13 protein-coding genes are annotated in these 17565 nt (G+C 47.3%); 8 read left to right on the forward strand and 5 right to left on the reverse strand.

Features of this window, described 5'->3' with window-relative positions; translation table 11 throughout:
• The first annotated feature begins 715 nt into the window (after positions 1–715).
• The 8 genes from AC5YB3_RS03230 to xthA all read left to right on the forward strand — a co-directional run bounded on the left by AC5YB3_RS03230 (position 716) and on the right by xthA (position 10196).
• A complete protein-coding gene (locus AC5YB3_RS03230; protein ID WP_347673990.1) occupies positions 716–2221 on the forward strand; it encodes a lysine N(6)-hydroxylase/L-ornithine N(5)-oxygenase family protein in 1506 nt (501 codons plus the stop codon).
• Complete coding sequence (locus tag AC5YB3_RS03235) at positions 2221–2886, forward strand: GNAT family N-acetyltransferase (protein ID WP_494526551.1); 666 nt, start codon at positions 2221–2223, stop codon at positions 2884–2886. Before AC5YB3_RS03230 ends, AC5YB3_RS03235 begins: the two co-directional genes overlap by 1 nt.
• 9 nt (positions 2887–2895) lie before the next feature.
• A complete protein-coding gene (locus AC5YB3_RS03240; protein WP_494526552.1) occupies positions 2896–4824 on the forward strand; it encodes an IucA/IucC family protein in 1929 nt (642 codons plus the stop codon).
• Positions 4825–4919: 95 nt separating this feature from the next.
• Positions 4920–7163, forward strand: coding sequence for a TonB-dependent siderophore receptor (locus tag AC5YB3_RS03245; protein WP_494526553.1), 2244 nt, complete (start codon positions 4920–4922; stop codon positions 7161–7163).
• A 122-nt stretch (positions 7164–7285) separates the two neighbouring features.
• Positions 7286–8419, forward strand: coding sequence for an IucA/IucC family C-terminal-domain containing protein (locus tag AC5YB3_RS03250; RefSeq protein ID WP_494526554.1), 1134 nt, complete (start codon positions 7286–7288; stop codon positions 8417–8419).
• Positions 8420–8539: 120 nt separating this feature from the next.
• Entirely contained in the window at positions 8540–9085 is a 546-nt protein-coding gene (locus AC5YB3_RS03255; protein ID WP_012587356.1) for a septation protein A, read from the forward strand.
• Positions 9085–9384 (forward strand): YciI family protein, encoded by a 300-nt coding sequence (locus AC5YB3_RS03260; protein ID WP_006082200.1) that lies wholly within the window; start codon positions 9085–9087, stop codon positions 9382–9384. Before AC5YB3_RS03255 ends, AC5YB3_RS03260 begins: the two co-directional genes overlap by 1 nt.
• On the forward strand, positions 9384–10196 hold the full coding sequence (xthA, locus tag AC5YB3_RS03265) for an exodeoxyribonuclease III (protein ID WP_011847158.1): 813 nt from the start codon (positions 9384–9386) through the stop codon (positions 10194–10196). Before AC5YB3_RS03260 ends, xthA begins: the two co-directional genes overlap by 1 nt.
• A 765-nt stretch (positions 10197–10961) precedes the next feature.
• On the opposite strand, the gene AC5YB3_RS03270 is transcribed toward xthA, so the two are convergent.
• The 5 genes from AC5YB3_RS03270 to AC5YB3_RS03290 form a co-directional block, all read right to left on the reverse strand.
• Complete coding sequence (locus tag AC5YB3_RS03270; RefSeq protein ID WP_432320918.1) at positions 10962–11921, reverse strand: DUF2971 domain-containing protein; 960 nt, start codon at positions 11919–11921, stop codon at positions 10962–10964.
• Between the two features lie 82 nt (positions 11922–12003).
• Positions 12004–12291 carry a GIY-YIG nuclease family protein gene (locus tag AC5YB3_RS03275; protein ID WP_297897169.1) on the reverse strand — a complete coding sequence of 96 codons (288 nt, stop codon included), beginning with the start codon at positions 12289–12291 and terminating at the stop codon, positions 12004–12006.
• 764 nt (positions 12292–13055) lie between these two features.
• Complete coding sequence (locus tag AC5YB3_RS03280) at positions 13056–14510, reverse strand: methyl-accepting chemotaxis protein (RefSeq protein ID WP_063884771.1); 1455 nt, start codon at positions 14508–14510, stop codon at positions 13056–13058.
• A 104-nt stretch (positions 14511–14614) separates the two neighbouring features.
• Positions 14615–15106: a DUF1097 domain-containing protein gene (locus AC5YB3_RS03285; protein ID WP_006085447.1), complete on the reverse strand. Its 492-nt coding sequence runs from the start codon at positions 15104–15106 to the stop codon at positions 14615–14617.
• Between the two features lie 211 nt (positions 15107–15317).
• Positions 15318–17564, reverse strand: a complete 2247-nt coding sequence (locus AC5YB3_RS03290; RefSeq protein ID WP_494526555.1) for a xanthine dehydrogenase family protein molybdopterin-binding subunit — start codon at positions 17562–17564, stop codon at positions 15318–15320.
• Position 17565 lies beyond the last annotated feature (1 nt).

Genomic DNA, 17565 nt, shown 5'->3' on the forward strand with positions numbered 1-17565 from the left:
CCGCCCTATTTACAGCTCCAGCCAATAGCGGTTTTAAGCGAATATCTCTCTGAGAAAATACCAAGCTAAGCGAATACAGCTGGGGCAATGCCTCTGAACTCATTCATCAGAGCCAATACATCTGGGCCAATCTATTTAAACTTAACCCACACCCAACTCATTTTAACCAATGCCTTCAGCGAGGCTCCAGCCTGCGCTTTACAATGGATTTACACTGACTGTTTAACGGCACCTATTCCCATTGGACTCAGCCGACATTACCGCAATCTAAATCAATTCCCCTCGATTAATAAACCAACACAAATATCGATATAACCAACTGTATTTATAGCCTTAAAAGTCAAGATGCTCGTAATCCCCTCGATTATACGCCCCTTAATTTTAGCCTTTTTGCCAGCCAATTATCTTGCCGTCACATACGTTATTAACCGTACTTAGCCCGCTTATCCGTAAGTTAAAAGTATTAACACTCACCACCACTCAAATGAGAATGGTTTGCATTTGAATATTTTCACGTGCTAATTTACTCGCCGTTGTCGGGACAGAGGCAGCAGGAAAAATGGCCTAAGGACTGCGCTAAACATAGCTAATTAACCACAGCAAGATAGATAGCCAAACAGGCTATTTTGACTACCGCATTTACTTGGTTTGCGTCCTTAGGTAACTGATTACTGGATCGGCAACACGCAACAGCATGCTGCCAAAGGAGGCGTAAGTGACTACTCAACAAAGGGAAATGGATCGCGAAATCTTTGATCTACTCGGCATCGGCATTGGCCCATTCAATCTTGGCCTCGCCGCCTTATCAGAACCTATCGACGGCTTTAACTGCTTATTTTTAGATGCTAAAACCAGCTTTGATTGGCATCCAGGCATGCTACTCAAATCCTCAAGACTGCAAACCCCCTTTATGTCAGATTTGGTGACTATGGCCGATCCCACCAGCCGTTACAGTTACCTTAATTTTGCCAAAAAGACGGGTAGACTTTATCCCTTTTACATTCGTGAGAATTTCTTTTTACCTCGCCACGAATACAACTTGTACTGCCAATGGGTAAGCCAGCAACTCAGCAATCTAAAATTTGGCTTTAAAGTCACTCAAGTGGATTACAACGCCGGTGAAAGTATTTATCGAGTCACAGGTTTTGATAGACGCAGTGGCAAAACCCATACCTATCAATGCCGAAAGCTAGTGTTAGGCACAGGAACAGAGCCTTATCTGCCAAAGGATTGCCCCATTCAAGATGCGCGGGTCATGCATACAGCTAGCTATATGCAGCAAAAAACCTACCTGCAGAGTCAGAGTGCCATCACTGTCATTGGCAGTGGCCAAAGTGCAGCGGAAGTATTTTACGATCTACTGCAAGACATTGATACCTATGGCTATCAACTGAATTGGATGACGCGCTCAGCACGTTTCTATCCCTTGGAATACACTAAGCTGACGTTGGAGATGACCTCGCCAGATTATGTCGATTACTTCCACGAATTAGCACCGGAAAAACGCTGTGCTTTGATCGCCAGTCAAAAATCGCTCTACAAGGGCATTAATGCAGAGCTTATCAACGACATCTATGACTTGTTATATCAAAAGCGCTTGATTGCGGATTTCCAGTGCCAATTGATGACCAATGTGGCGTTAACCTGTATTCAAACTGACCCAGATGCACTCAAATTACATTTCCAGCATCAAGAACAAGATACCCCTTTGAGCCAAACCACGGGCGCTGTGGTATTAGGCACTGGCTATCACTACCGTTTACCTCAATTTATCAAAGATATAAAGCAACAGATCGAGTTCGATGATGCGGGACAACTTGCAGTACAACGCGACTACAGCATAGATATTCGCGGGGATATTTTTGTCCAAAATGTGGGGTTGCATACCCACGGCGTAAGCTCACCGGATCTTGGCATGGGCTGTTATCGTAACGGCATCATATTAAAGGCCGTGCTCGGCTATGCGCCCTACCACATTGAAGAACACATCGCCTTTCAAACCTTCGATCCGGCCAAACTTGCCAATCATCAGCCCTGCGGCGCCAATGCGATTAACACACTGAATCTTAAACCTAAACATTTCCCTAAGACGTCTCCGCACACGAATATTGCTGATGCATCGCCGCATCTCTATCCACCCCAAACGCCGACTTCGAGTATGAGCGCAGGCGCGGGAACCAATATGTCGGTCTTGATGGCGCCAAACAAGGAGGCGCAATAATGACGAGTCAATTTAGCAGCCATTGTTTAACGCAGCTATCAGCTATTACAAGCATCAATGATTTCCAGTTCAGAGCGTTAGATCTCAAGCAAGACTTGCCAACACTGCAGTCTTGGTTTAACCAAGAGTACGCGCAGTTTTGGGGCATGCAGGGCTTGAATCTCGCCGCCATAGAGAACCTTATGGCAGCCACGAAGCACAAGTTTGCCTTGATGGGTGAGTGGCAGGGCAAATCACTCTTTATGGTGGAGCTCTACGATCCCGCCCACGATGAAATCGGTCACCACTATCCTGTTGCGCCGGGGGATTGCGGTATGCACCTGATTATCGCGCCGCCCGATGGCAGCCCAATCAACGGCTTATCTTTCAAAGTGATGGATGCGATAGCGCAGCTCGTGCTTGAAAAATTAGCCTTTAACCGCCTAGTGGTTGAACCCGATCAACTCAATAGCAAAATTCATCGCTTAAATAGCCGAGTGGGCATTCGCTATGAAAAAGCGATTCAATTAAGCACTAAAGCAGCTTACCTCGGATTTTGCACTGCGGCCGAACGCCAGCTGGCATCGAGCACACCCTCTTCGACGGGCTTAGTCCAGACAACTTCAGCGCTGCCAAGCTCGCTCGCGGCGCCCGTAACCTCTCCCATGACATTATCGACTCTTTAGGTGAACTAGATGAACTTACCCACAAAAGCCTTACTAATGGATCCATTGCCAACGCAGGATCATCAAACTCACGCAGCGGCGACTCAACTCACCCCTTCGCTGTCGACAACCTCAACTTCTATGCCGGAGCACTTGACCCCCGCCTATTGGCAAGCGGCTAATCGGCATTTAGTGAAGAAAATTCTCTGCGAATTTACCCACGAGAAAATCATCACGCCGACCCTATACGGGCAAAAAGCGGGGCTGAACCACTATGAACTCAGGCTCAAAGACAGCACTTACTATTTTAGTGCGCGGCACTATCAGCTCGATCATCTTGCTATCGATGCCGATTCCATCCGCGTTTCACTCGCAGGTCAAGAGCAAGCCCTCGATGCGATGTCGCTGATCATTTCCCTTAAAAATGACTTAGGGATCAGTGAAACCTTACTGCCCACGTATTTAGAGGAAATCACTAGCACCCTCTACAGCAAGGCATACAAGTTAGCGCATCAGGCGATCCCCGCCGCCACGCTGGCGCGAGCCGATTATCAGAGCATAGAAGCGGGTATGACTGAAGGCCATCCGGTGTTTATTGCCAATAACGGACGGATTGGCTTTGATATGCAGGATTACCGTCAATTTGCCCCAGAAAGCGCGATGCAGATGCAATTAGTCTGGCTTGGCGTGCGCAAGAGCAAAACCACGTTTGCCGCCCTCGAAAACTTGAGTCACGACGCGTTACTCAAGGAGGAGCTTGGCCAGCAGTTCACTGACTTCCAACAACGTCTTAAAACCCAGCAGCATGATCCGCAGGACTTCTACTTTATGCCTGTGCATCCTTGGCAGTGGCGCGAAAAAATCGCCCGCGTCTTTGCCGGCGACATCGCCCGTGGCGATCTGGTTTATCTTGGCGAAGGCAGCGAACAGTACCAAGTACAGCAATCGATACGCACTTTCTTCAATCTTTCATCGCCACAAAAGTGCTATGTCAAAACCGCGCTTTCCATCTTAAACATGGGCTTTATGCGCGGCCTGTCGCCCCTATACATGAGCTGCACACCGCAAATCAATGCGTGGGTGGCGAACTTGGTAGAGAGCGACCCTTACTTTACTCAGCAAGGGTTTGTGATCCTTAAAGAAATTGCCGCCATAGGTTATCACCACCATTATTACGAGCAGGCACTCACCCAAGATAGCGCCTACAAAAAAATGCTCTCTGCCCTATGGCGCGAAAGCCCACTGCCGCACATTGCGCCTAAGCAAAATCTGATGACCATGGCCGCCCTGTTGCACACGGATCATGAAGATAAAGCGCTGATTTCGGCCTTGATAACGGCCTCAGGCTTGCCAGCAAAAGACTGGCTGAACCGTTACCTCAACTTGTATTTATCGCCCTTATTGCATGCGTTTTTTGCCTACGATCTGGTCTTTATGCCCCATGGTGAAAACCTGATCTTAGTGCTGGATGAATATGTGCCAGTCAAGATTTTAATGAAAGACATAGGCGAAGAAGTCGCGGTACTCAATGGCACCTCGCCGCTGCCTGATGATGTAAAACGCCTTGCGGTAAGCCTTGAAGAAGAGATGAAGCTTAACTACATCTTACTGGATATTTTTGACTGTATTTTCCGCTATTTAGCACCGCTGCTCGATGAGCAAACCAGCGTCAGTGAAAGCCAATTCTGGGAATTAGTGGCGGACAATGTACGTGACTACCAAGCTCAACATCCACATTTGGCCGCCAAGTTTGCCCAATACGATCTGTTTAAGGACAGCTTTGTACGCACCTGCCTCAATCGTATCCAATTGAATAACAACCAACAAATGATAGATCTCGCCGACAGGGAGAAAAACCTACGCTTCGCTGGCGGTATCGACAATCCCTTGGCGGCCTTTAGGCAAAGCCATGCCTTTAAGCGCCCCAAACTTGGCAGCGCTGAGTCGAAAACACGTTAACGCGCAACAAAACGCATAGACCCGACACTTTCTGAAACTTGACGAAACGTTTGTGTGGGCCACTTGTTGGCCCGCTTTATTTAACCCCAACCTAAATGGAATTAAAGATCACCATTATGAAGACTTTCCCTCTCTCCAGCATCGCACTCGTCTGCAGACAAGCCATCGTTAACCCAAAGCTATTGCTGTGCTCAGCCATGTTAGCCAGTGTGCCCCATGCCGTAGCAGACACTGTGGATGCGGATGGTAAAACCAAGAAGCACCAAAAAGAGATTGAAATCATCAATGTCATTGGCGCTAAGGATTTACACGACAATCGCTATAAAACCCAAGCGATGAACACAGCGACAGGGCTCGATTTATCCTATTTAGAAACGCCGCAGTCGGTCACGTCTATCACCCGCCAAATGATGAACGATCAACAGCTTAATAGCGTGATTGATGCCATGACCAGCGTTGCCGGGATTAATGCTCGCCCTATGGATAACGATAGATACAGCATTAGTGCCCGCGGCATTGCCGTGACCAGTATACTGTACGATGGCGTACCCACCACCTACGACACCCGCTTCAACTATGGCGATAACCTTATCGACACCGCCATCTATGAACGAGTTGAAGTGGTACGCGGCGCGACGGGACTCATGACGGGAGCCGGTAATCCCTCTGCGGCGATTAACCTTATCCGTAAACGCCCAACTCAAGAGTTTATGGGCAGCACATCGGTAAGTGTGGGCTCATGGAATAATGTGCGCGGTATGGTCGATCTTTCCAGCGGCTTAAATGATTCAGGGTCGGTGCGCGGTCGCGTAGTGGCCGCCTATCAGGATAAGGATTCGTTCCAAGACAGATACGAGCAACAGCGCACCACCTTATACGGCATAGTCGAAACCGATATTGGCGATAGCACCTTGTTCACCTTAGGGGTTGATTACCAAGATGCCACACCGAGCGGTACTATGTCGGGCGGTTTACCGCTATTTTACAGTGACGGCAGCCGCACTAACTATGATCGCGCCACTTCAACGGCGCCCGATTGGGGCTCGGCGCATACCCAAGGCCTCAACACCTTTGCAAGTCTCGAACACAGATTTGATAATGGCTGGAACCTAAAAGGGACTTACACCTATGGCGACAACTCACTTGAGTTCGATGTGCTATGGGCCATGGGTTATCCCGATCCTGTAACCAATATCGGCGCAACAGCAGGCTCTATCGCCTATGTAGACGGCAGTCGCACCCAACACAATGTGGATTTACGCGCCGAAGGACAATTCCAGCTCTTTGGTCAGGAACATCAATTGATGTTTGGCTGGAATGGCCAACGCCAAGAGTTCGCCAATCCCTACTATAATCCCACAGTAAAGGCGCCACCACTGGGAGATTTTCGCGATCCGAACTTCCAGTACCCTAAACCTCAATGGCAAGATACCTCAGACACTGGCTCATCTGGCGAAACCAAACAGAGTGCAGCCTATGTGGCGACGCAGCTTAATCTCAGCGACGCCTTAGCAGTCCTCGTCGGATTACGCCTCAATGAGTGGGAAACCGACCAAGATAACTTTAAAAGCCTATACAATTTCAACATCAGCAACGAACTCACCACTTACTTAGGCCTCACATACGCTCTGACCGAGCAATATTCGCTTTATGCCAGCTATACCGACATTTTTGCGCCGCAAACTAAACAAAGAATCGATAAAAGCTATCTAGATCCGGTCAAAGGGAAAAACTACGAAGGTGGGATTAAGGCGAGCCTGTTCGATGAGGCTTTAGATATGTCGCTATCGGTGTTTGAGATCAGGCAAGACAATCTTGGAATCAGCACTGGCGATGTGATCCCAGGAACCACAACGCAAGTGTATGAAGGCGTAAACGGTACAAAAACACAGGGATTCGAATTTGAATCAACAGGTAAAATCACTGATGACTGGAATGTTTACTTAGGCTACACCCAGTTCACCACCGAAGATCCTAAGGGCAAACGCATCAATACCACATCACCACGTCAGCAGTTAAAACTCTTCACCACTTATACCTTTGGTGGTGATTGGCATAAATTGCAAATTGGTGCAGGGGTTAACTGGCAGAGCCGCGTCTACCAAGATGCCGATAAACCTGTAGGCAATGGTATAGACACGATTAGAGTCGAAGTCGAGCAAGGCTCCTATGCACTGGCGAGTCTGATGGCAAGTTACGCCTTCACCGAGCAACTTAAGCTTAGCGCCAACCTGCACAACGCCTTAGATAAAACCTACTACAGCCAAGTCGGTCAATACAGCCAATTCCAATACGGTACGCCGCGCAGTGCCAGCTTAACCTTGGACTATCGCTTCTAAGTCAGACTTTTATTGAGATAGTTCTAAAACCCTTGTGAGCCCAAATCTTGGGCTCACAAGGTCCTCATCTATCGGACTTATCAATAATAGCGGCAATCAATCACAGCCATTAAGGAGTCACTATGGCAAGCCAACGAGGAGACACCAGACTGCAACTATTGCGCGATACCTCGCTCAGCCAAGACGGTTTGAATCACACCATTTTGACACTCAATCAGCTGTTACATGAGCGGGCGCCCTTTTATGGCGAGCACCTTAGCGCAACGACCTCACCCACGGGACTCAGTTTCGATGAATGGAGCTGTGCGGATACCTATCAAACACTGCTCGCACGTTTTGCTATAGCGCACCCTAGCGCCGAAAGTCAGACTGAAACTAAAACCGAAAACGAAACCGAGACGGATAAAACAGCTGCAACCAGCCAAACGCCCGCTTTCGCCAGTAAAAGCGCTTTGGTCAGTAAAAACGCTGGGCCCAGTAGAAAAGACACTCGCAAAGCACTGCATTCACTTTGGGGCCAATGGTATTTCGGCCTCTTAGTCCCGCCTATGATGGAATGGATTTTCAATGCCCCAAAAGCCGCATTCGAGTCTGTTCACTGGCAGCCACGGTCCGTGTTTATGCAGCTACATGCCAGTGGCCGAGTGGCCAAATTTGAATTTAACATCGCAAAACACCAGCCAATTACCGCTTTGACCTTTAAAAAACATCACGGCATCGAGCCACTTTGCCAAACCAACACTAAGCCAAGTATCAAGATAGACACTGAGGTACACTCGCCATTAAGCCCATATAAGCCGCCAGTTGATAAAGAACTTGTCCTACAAGGTTTTATCTTAAACTTACTGCAGCCGAGTGTTGAGCGCCTGCTCACTTTAAGCCCTGTACCCGCCAAGTTATATTGGAGCCACTTAGGCTATCTGATCCACTGGTATCTTGGGGAGTTGGGACTCTCTGAGCCGCACAGCCAGCAATTGAAACAAGCCCTGTTTCGCCGCAGGACCTTTTTAGATGGCAGTACAAATCCGCTGTATAACAGCATTAACTTACTCATCGAACCAGAGCAAAACAGCGCAACACCGAACACTGTTGCGAGAATAGTAACGAGCACAGCATCGAGCTCAACGAGTCCCAAAATCCACTGCATTCGCCGTACTTGCTGCTTAAGGTATCAACTCGCCAACACTGGCCAATGCCACGATTGCCCGCTGTTAAGTCGTGCAAAGGTTAACGTCAACGCCGCCAAGCCAACGTGAGGCGAGCTTATAAGATTAAATCGGTTTAATGGGCAAGATCGCAATCCTAGGCCCATGATGCTTTTGCCCTTATGTTGCACATGCTACACTCAAGCCCATGTCTCTTTAACACGATTAATTATGAAACAACTGCTTGATTTCCTGCCCCTCGTCATCTTTTTTGCTGTCTATAAATTTTTCGATATTTATATCGCCAGCGGCGCATTGATCGCAGCCACAGCGCTTCAATTAATCGTGACCTATGCGCTATATAAGAAACTTGAAAAGATGCACTTAATCACCTTTGCTATGGTGACAGTGTTTGGCACACTCACTTTAGTGTTCCACGATGATTCTTTTATTAAGTGGAAAGTGACCATCATCTACAGCTTGTTTGCCATCGCCTTAGGTGTCAGCCAATTGCTCAATAAATCGATATTAAAGTCGATGTTAGGCAAAGAAATGCAAGTAGAAGACAAGATTTGGGCCCGCGTAACTTGGTATTGGGTCGTCTTCTTCGCCAGCTGCGGCCTAGTCAATATCTATGTCGCATTTAGTTTGCCATTAGAAACTTGGGTCAATTTTAAAGTGTTTGGTTTAACCGCTTTAACCTTAATTAATACTGTCCTGACCGTATTTTATCTTTATAAACACCTTCCCGAAGATCAACGCAAGGAACTCAAATAATGTGGTATATGATTTCAGCTCAAGATTTTGAGAACAGTTTAGAAAAACGTTTAGCCGCTCGCCCTGCCCATTTAGCTCGGCTGCAAGCCCTCGCCGATGAAGGTCGTTTACTGATCGCTGGCCCACATCCAGCCATTGACAGCGAAAACCCAGGTGATGCTGGCTTTAGTGGTTCACTGGTTGTCGCCGATTTTGAATCCTTAGTGGCAGCAAAACACTGGGCCGATGCCGATCCTTATATCGAAGCGGGCGTGTATAAAAGCGTGGTCGTTAAACCTTTCAAACGAGTCCTGCCCTAATGAAAATAGTGTCCTTTAACATCAATGGTCTGCGCGCGCGCTTGCATCAATTACAAGCCTTGATTGACAGCCACCAGCCCGACATTATCGGCCTGCAAGAAACCAAAGTGCACGACGAAGCGTTTCCATTAGCCGACGTCGAAGCCATGGGATATCAAGTGCATTACCACGGCGGCAAGGCCCACTATGGCGTTGCTATGTTGTCTAAAGTCGCGCCAGAAAAGCTGCAAAAAGGTTTTCCAACCGATGACGAGGATGCCCAGCGCCGGATGATTATCGGCACATTTGCCCAAGCGAATGGTCGTCCATTAACCGTATTCAACGGCTATTTCCCCCAGGGCGAAAGCATAGACCACCCAACAAAATATCCTGCTAAACGTAAGTTTTATCAGGATTTAATGCACTACTTGCAGACAAACCACAGCAATGATGAAGATATCGCCATCATAGGTGACATCAATATTTCACCGACCGATTTAGACATAGGCATAGGTGAAGTCAATCGTAAGCGTTGGCTGAAAACCGGCAAATGTAGCTTCCAACCGGAAGAACGTGAGTGGTTGAAAACCTTGCAAGACTGGGGTTTAGTCGACACTTTCCGTCAATTACACCCAGAGCGCATCGAACGTTATTCTTGGTTCGATTACCGCAGCAAAGGTTTCGATGACAACCGCGGCCTGCGTATTGATGTGATTTTAGCAACACCTTCACTGGCAGCACGTTTAGTCGAATCCGATGTCGATTACGATCTTCGCGGCATAGATAAACCCTCAGATCACGCGCCCATTTGGAGCACGTTCAAAGAGGCTTAATCAGCTAACGTTCGACCATCTTAGTAGATATAAAACATCGGCTTAGGCCGATGTTTTTGTTTGAGAGTGACTTAAGCAGAATGAGATTGGCACAAGTAAGTTAAAAATGAACAGCATACATCGCAGAAAAGTTGTGAGCTTAGCTTCAGCCACAGATTAATCGTGAGCCATGGCATTCACTCATCGACGCGCAGCAAGTCCATCCGTGGATGCTCGACCGCCCCATCTGATGTGAAAGGATTCACAAATGCCGCGATGGCATGGACGCCAAAGAGCGGCCATGAGGCGGACGGTCGTCTCGCAAATCACCAAGACTCACCTGTTTAGCATCGGCGAAGCCTGTTTTTTTAAAGAAATACGTAGCAAGCTTTAGGGCAAAAGTACACTAGATTTAATGCATAAAGGTGAGTAATAGCATTAGCAAAGTTATGGTAATCATATTAATTTACACTGACCCCGCATATTCGTTGGCTGATATCCACTAACACAGGCTTGCCATGGTGCTCGCTCACCGACACGCAGCAAGTCCCTCCCTGGATGCTCGACCGCCCCGTCCATGGGGCGGACGGTCGTCTCGCAAATCCCCATGGCTCACCTGTTTAGCATCGGTGTGGCCTGTGAGTTTTAAAGAAATACGCGGCACGTTTTTGGACATTTCTGTTTTAGGAGGTGTGCTAATTTAGCATTCCATGGATTAATTTAAGTATCGCAAACATCAATCGAGTGGTCAACTTTACTCAACCACTACACCTATACTTGCATCTCCTATGTAACTGTCAGAGGTTTGAATTCTAAATCAAAGTTAAGGCTATGAATTTCCGCTTGATAAATATCTTCTTTCAAATTTTGAAATTTAGACAATCGATCGGTGTCACTCAAAATTGACTCAACTTGTTCATTTCTCATCTTAGCGCCTAGATATAGCCCTGTAACGCAATCTGGTTTAATGTCCACAAACTGCAAATATTCCGTACGAGTAGTAAAACCATTAAGAAATAACATTTCGAAGTGCGGCTCACATTCCTTGTGTTTGGCAGCTTTACTAAGAATATGCTCTGGCGGTACAACAATATAATTCTTATCTCCAACAGAAACAGATTCGACAGATACGTCAAATAACGTCATTCTTTCTCTAGAGTATTCGTTATCTGGAACGTATGTTTTATTGCAGTAATTCATGTCGATTAAAAATCGGTGTTCTTCTTCGTACATCCAGTCCTTGGACTTTATAAAACCAAGCTGATCAACTATCTGCTGCCACAACTCATAACGACGTCCACTAATCATAGACAGATCTATACTTCGATTTTTTCGGTATCTGACCAAACCATATTGATAGTTATTATCTGCAAGATTTTGAAACAAACCACGCTGGACAAGAGTTCTTGAATGACTTTCATTCTCTAAATCAAATGTTAACTCAATAACCCCACCTCTATGCTCATCTGCATAATGTGACCACATAAGTAAGTTGTCATGACATTCACTCAGTGCAACAACTCCTTTGTTATAAGACAGCTTAAATTCTGCAAAACCTTGTCTGCCGCCAAGCAAACTCAATGCAGTTTCAGATTGAGCTCCATTGGTGACGATTGATTCAACCAGCTCTTGATTTGGCTTCAATTCGAAAGGATCATTCAAATCTTTCGTTCTGGTTGCCCTCAACATGGGGGTATTTAAAAAACTCTCAATATGAGGTGTGTACTTATACAATTTTATTTTCATTAACTCGCAACACTAAAGGCTATTTGTTTGATAAATAATTTTAAGGGCTTGGTAACGGACTACCGAAAAAATATAAGGGCGTCTATCGTTTGTACCTAGGCCAACGATTGTACCCAATATCAGGGTTGTTAGAGTCATACTGGCGAATAAGCTCAGCCTCTTTCTTATTGACCTCATCAGCACTGTCTGAGAAGAAAATGATTTCGCGAAGAATAGTCATACTCATCCTTTCTTCAAAGCTGAAATCCTCAGCAATCAAATCGCTTTTAGCACTTCCCCAATAGTTGATACTGTTTGTGAGATCCTTCCCGATGTAAATCTTGCCGTTTGGGTATGAGATTTTGTAGATAACCTTGATATTACTGTCCATATTAACCTTCAAAGAAACTGGCTATATGTCAGTTTCTGACATTAGAAAATGTTGGTCAATATGAACATGCTTGTTTAGTGAAGAGTATCAGCTCTATGAAGAAATGGATCAATAGCTTTTTAGCTGAACGAATAGCTAGAGGGGTAGTGAGGATTGGCATTGTTGCACCAGTGACCTTCTAAAACATGGAGGTTTTAGTAGAGCCCTCAGGGACGAGTTAATGGCGTGTCACTGGGGAAGCAATGTCAATTAATGCGTAATGTGCGTAGCTCAACTGTCTTACTTTGGGGCAATAGCTTTTAGCCGGATGAACAGTTCAATAGTCGTTAAGATTGGCATTGTTGCAACTGTGACCGTTGGCGGCATGGATGCCGTCGTCGAGCCCTCATGGATGAGTTTATGGCGTGTCACAGGGAAACAATGACAATTCATCCAGCACACCTGACGACAAACTTATCTTACTTTGGGGCAACAGCTTTTTAGCTGAACGAGCAGCGAGGGAGTTAGTTAAGATTGGCATTGTTGCACCAGTGCCCCTCTAAAATAGGGACCTTTTAGTAATAAAAGGAGGTCGTGATATTGGGGAAATGGTGACAATTAATGCTAAGCAACTCAGTTATCTGCTTTGAGGTATTTCGATAATGAAATGGCGGAAAACTACGATTTCCGCCATTGTCGGATGATACGTTAATACTTAATATGAGGCTCAGCATCGGGCATTATTACTCAACAGCCCATGCAGACGACTCACATTAAAGGTGAAACTAGCTAGTGCGATACTGCTTTAAAATGCCATCTAACTCGACCGAAGCATGGTGCAGATCATTGGCTAAGGTCACACTGCGCTGGGCCGTTTGTTTGATGGTTTCCGACTGATGGCGGATTTCATTCAATTGTCCGGCAATGTCGCGCGCGGCGACACTCTGCTCTTCCGCCGAGGCGGCAATTTGGCTGCTCATATCAAATACCGCATTCACCGATTGCGCCATGCCTTGAACATCGTCACCGACGGCGATAATCGCGCTGCGGCCTTCATCGGCCTGATCGACTATCTCCATGGTAATGCTAGATAAACGACTCGTGCCAGACTGTAAGCCTTCAATCATAGACTGAATTTCTACCGTGGCCTGTTGAGTTCGACCCGCTAAGGTACGTACTTCGTCTGCCACCACGGCAAAGCCACGACCTTGCTCACCGGCACGGGCCGCTTCAATGGCCGCATTTAAGGCTAACAAATTGGTTTGCTGCGAAATACTGTTAATCGTCGTAACCACGGCATCGATACTCGCCGCATCCTTAGACAATTGTTCAACCGATGAAAACGCTGCGCCAATCTTAGTTGAAAGTAAGCCAATACTGTCCACTGTGTGGCTAATGCGCCCACGACTGGCCGACATTTGGGTTGAGTTTTCTTTAGTCTGCAGCGAAGTGTTGCTCGCGTTGATAGAAACTTCTTCAATCGCTGAAGTCATTTGCGCCATCGCCACAGCAACGGAATCGAGGAATTGATGTTGGAAACCAATCAGCTCATCACTGGTGGCCGCCTGTTGATTAAATTCATCGGATGCTAATGACAAGGTTTGTGCATTTTTACCAATGGCCGACACCATTTCACTCATGTTATCGGCGCAGCGGTCAATTTCGCGGGCAATCAAACTGAAATCGTCAGTGCCAAAGAAGTTTAATCTAAAGCTCAAATCACCATCAGCTAAGCGTTTGATGGCTAAGTACATATCCCACAAGCCACCGCCGAGTGAGGTTGAAATCCAGTAGCTCAGTTGGAATAAGGGCAACAAGCCCACTAATGCTAACCAGAACATAAAGTTAGCATCGCTGCGCGCATCGACTTCCCACTCATGGACATTCTGCGTCAGTTGTAAGGCTTGCATGCCTGACACGCTGGCGCTGGCCGTCACTTTATCCCCTTGACGCTGCGCTTCACTTTGCCTTGAGGTCACAGTTAAACCGTATTGACTGGCAAATTGTGATAAGGCATCAGCTTCTAGCTTTTGCGCCGTGGCAACTTGCGCTAAGGTATCGACGCTCGCTTGAACGCGGGCAATAGAAGCTTGCTCGACGTTTCGGTGAGTATGTTGATAGTTGACGAGTGCCACGGCGGCCGTGATCAACGCCACCATAGAACACACTACCCAAAACTTTCCGTTGAGACTGAACTTGATCAATATGGCATCAATGGTGCGAAACTGGATTTGTTTCATCTTGATAATTCCTAAGAACAAAATGCTATTTGGCACTAAATCAGCATTATAGCCCAGATCGCTTCGACAGCTATGTCAGTAATAAGATCTGAGCAGGTATTATGCTAATCCGCGCTAGCCACTTGACTACGCGTGGCGGCAGACCACTTTTGTGTCAAGCTAACCAACTGCCCCGTTAACAGGCTCATGCTAAAACCTAATAAGCCACCAATGATCAACGACGGCACGACATTGGCCACATCACCCGCCATGGCAAAGGTAGTGCAACAGCCAATAAATGCGCCGGGAATAAAGCTAAGCTTTTGATAACTAGCCTGTAAACACATGGCCGAAGTGGCTATGCCGGTAAAAATATACCCAAATACGGGCGAAATAAAAAAGCTGCTACCCGAGATAATGAGCCAAGCCCAAAACACACCGGACAGATTCGTGCACCACGCCATCATCACGCCTTGAAAACCAGCCTTGGGTTGAGCAAAAAAAGTGCTACAACCTAAAAAGCCAATCCAAGTGACCAGATGAAAGGCATCTGCGACGCCACACCAAATAGCCGCCAATAGGCCGGCAGAAATAGCGACTTGCCAACGATTTTCCATGGATGACCCCTTTATAATTCTATTCACGGAAGTTTATCTGTTAGTTAAATTACCTCTATTCTGGTAACAAAAACCTGATCTATTGCTAATTTTCGGCATTAATGCCCGTAAAATCGCTAACAAGCAAATTTTTTGTGGTAAAAAAACGAAAAAAGCGCTTATTAGGCGCTTTTTTGTTCAAACGGCGTTCAGTTAACTCTCTTGCCGTCACTTACACTCGCAATAGTTTGTTCACGGGAAGATCGCGGATCCTCTGCCCCGTCGCCGCAAAAATCGCATTGGTTAAACTTGGGGCAACGGGCGGAACACCTGGCTCACCCACGCCCGCAGGCGCAGCATCGGACTCAATAATGATGATCTCAATATCGGGGGTTTGAGGAAGTCGCAGCAAAGGATAATCGTGGAAATTCGATTGCTGTACTTTGCCCTCTTTGTAAGTGATTTCCCCCATCAAGGCTAAACTCAGGCCAAATACAATCGCGCCTTCAGTCTGGGCTTTTACCCTATCTGGATTGACTATCGTGCCCGCATCGATAGCAGCGATGGCATTCAGCACTTTAAGCTGTTTATCCTCACTCACTTCCACCAGCATGGCCACGGCGACATAACTGACAAAACTGCGGTGTACGGCAAACCCCCAGCCCTGATTTTTACCCGCCTTAGGCGCCTTAGCTTGGGCTTTTTCGACCGCGTCGATTACCCCAAAATAGCGGCTCACGTCCACGGGATGACGATCAAGATCTTCGCCATAGTTGCCATATTTAAACTGTTGGTCGGTAAAGGTCTCACGCCTTGCTTCACCTAACAGGCTACGCCACATTGCAGGGCAAGAAACCTGAGAACGATGAGCCATTTCATCGACAAAACTGCCGACACTAAAACCGTGCTGAATGTTACACACAGAGCGCATCCAACCAATACGGCTATGCGCCTGCGCTTTTACCGCTTCGTATCTTAAATTCGGCAAAGCAAAGGGCACATCCACAAAGCCTAAATCCAACTCACCGCCAGAGGGATATTCCACCCCTTCAGCAAAGGTTGAGCTAATAGATGGGAATCCCGTACGGGCTAAAAGCGCGGTCGGTTTGTTATTGGCATCGAACAGCGCCTGATAGGACTGGGCGCTGATAGCATGGTAGTAACCGTTTTGGATTTCATCCTCGCGGCTCCAACTCACTTTAATTGGACGCTTGAATTGCTTAGATAACAGCGCGGCTTCAACGCTAAAATCAGGTTTAGATTTACGCCCAAAACCACCACCCAATAGGGTGACATTCACTTTAATCGCATCTTCTTCCATACCCAGCGCAGCGGCCACATTTTGCTGTGTGCTTTGCGGCGTTTGGGTCGATGCCCAGATTTCACAGCCCTTTTCAGTGACATGGGCGGTGGCAACGGGCGGCTCGATAGAAGAATGAATTAAATAAGGCACGGTATAAACCGCCTTTAACGTATTCGCCTCGGGCCAGTTTTTGATTTCATCACCAGCTTGGCGCACAACGTTACCGCTTTGCTGTACCCGCTCGACAAGCTCCTTTAAATAAAGACTTGAATCATGCTGACTGTTGTCGGCCTGAGTCCAAGTGACTTTTAAGGCTTTGCGGCCTTCGAGGGCACTCCAAGTGTTTGTGGCGATAACAGCAACGCCGCCCAAAGCCTGAAACGCGGGTGCGCCCTTAGCGGCGGGCAAACGATACACATCTAATACACCGGCCAACTTGCGCGCCGCAGTATCGTCCAAGCTTGCCACATCGCTCCCAAGCACGGGCGGGCGCATGATGCTGGCGTAGAGCATACCGTCGAGTTTAATATCGTAACCATAAATCGCGCTGCCGCTTAACATGGCATCCATATCAACGATTTGGCGTGATGCGCCAATCTGCTTGAAATCTTTAACCTCTTTAAAGGTTAACGACTCAACGGCGGGGACTGGCTGCTTTGATGCGGCTAACGCTAACTCGCCGAACTTGGTCGAGCGGCCCGATTTAGCATGCAAGACTTTATGGTCGGCGGTATGCACCTCGCTCACGGGGACTTTCCAGCGCGCAGCGGCGGCTTGCTCTAGCATGGTTCTTGCCATCGCCCCCATCTGACGCATGCGGTCGTAATTTTCGCGAATACTGCGGCTACCGTCAGTGTTTTGGCTGGCATAACGTGTATCGGCTAAGCCTTGAATGGGGACGATTTTATCCCAATCCGCTTCTAACTCTTCGGCTAATACTTGCAGAATGCCGGTTCTGATCCCTTGTCCCATCTCGGAGCGATGGCAAGTGAGGTACACTTTATCGTCTTCACCAATGGCAATAAACAGATTCAGCCGCGCTTCTTTATCCTGCGCCAGCGCCATAGGGCTCCAAGTTAATCCACTCGCCCCTAATGCTAATCCGCCACCCACTGCGCCAAACAGTTTTAACACATCGCGGCGGCTGATATTTTCTACGGCAGTAAAAGTACTCATA

This window comes from Shewanella sp. 1311 (assembly GCF_059338235.1).

Bases quoted from the DNA above. Each gene is read 5' to 3' on its own strand.
- AC5YB3_RS03235 (WP_494526551.1), top strand. From the start codon at position 2,221: ATGACGAGTCAATTTAGCAGCCATTGTTTAACGCAGCTATCAGCTATT.
- AC5YB3_RS03240 (WP_494526552.1), top strand. From the start codon at position 2,896: ATGAACTTACCCACAAAAGCCTTACTAATGGATCCATTGCCAACGCAG.
- AC5YB3_RS03245 (WP_494526553.1), top strand. From the start codon at position 4,920: ATGGAATTAAAGATCACCATTATGAAGACTTTCCCTCTCTCCAGCATC.
- AC5YB3_RS03250 (WP_494526554.1), top strand. From the start codon at position 7,286: ATGGCAAGCCAACGAGGAGACACCAGACTGCAACTATTGCGCGATACC.
- AC5YB3_RS03255 (WP_012587356.1), top strand. From the start codon at position 8,540: ATGAAACAACTGCTTGATTTCCTGCCCCTCGTCATCTTTTTTGCTGTC.
- AC5YB3_RS03260 (WP_006082200.1), top strand. From the start codon at position 9,085: ATGTGGTATATGATTTCAGCTCAAGATTTTGAGAACAGTTTAGAAAAA.
- xthA (WP_011847158.1), top strand. From the start codon at position 9,384: ATGAAAATAGTGTCCTTTAACATCAATGGTCTGCGCGCGCGCTTGCAT.
- AC5YB3_RS03270 (WP_432320918.1), bottom strand. From the start codon at position 11,921: ATGAAAATAAAATTGTATAAGTACACACCTCATATTGAGAGTTTTTTA.
- AC5YB3_RS03275 (WP_297897169.1), bottom strand. From the start codon at position 12,291: ATGGACAGTAATATCAAGGTTATCTACAAAATCTCATACCCAAACGGC.
- AC5YB3_RS03280 (WP_063884771.1), bottom strand. From the start codon at position 14,510: ATGAAACAAATCCAGTTTCGCACCATTGATGCCATATTGATCAAGTTC.
- AC5YB3_RS03285 (WP_006085447.1), bottom strand. From the start codon at position 15,106: ATGGAAAATCGTTGGCAAGTCGCTATTTCTGCCGGCCTATTGGCGGCT.
- AC5YB3_RS03290 (WP_494526555.1), bottom strand. From the start codon at position 17,564: ATGAGTACTTTTACTGCCGTAGAAAATATCAGCCGCCGCGATGTGTTA.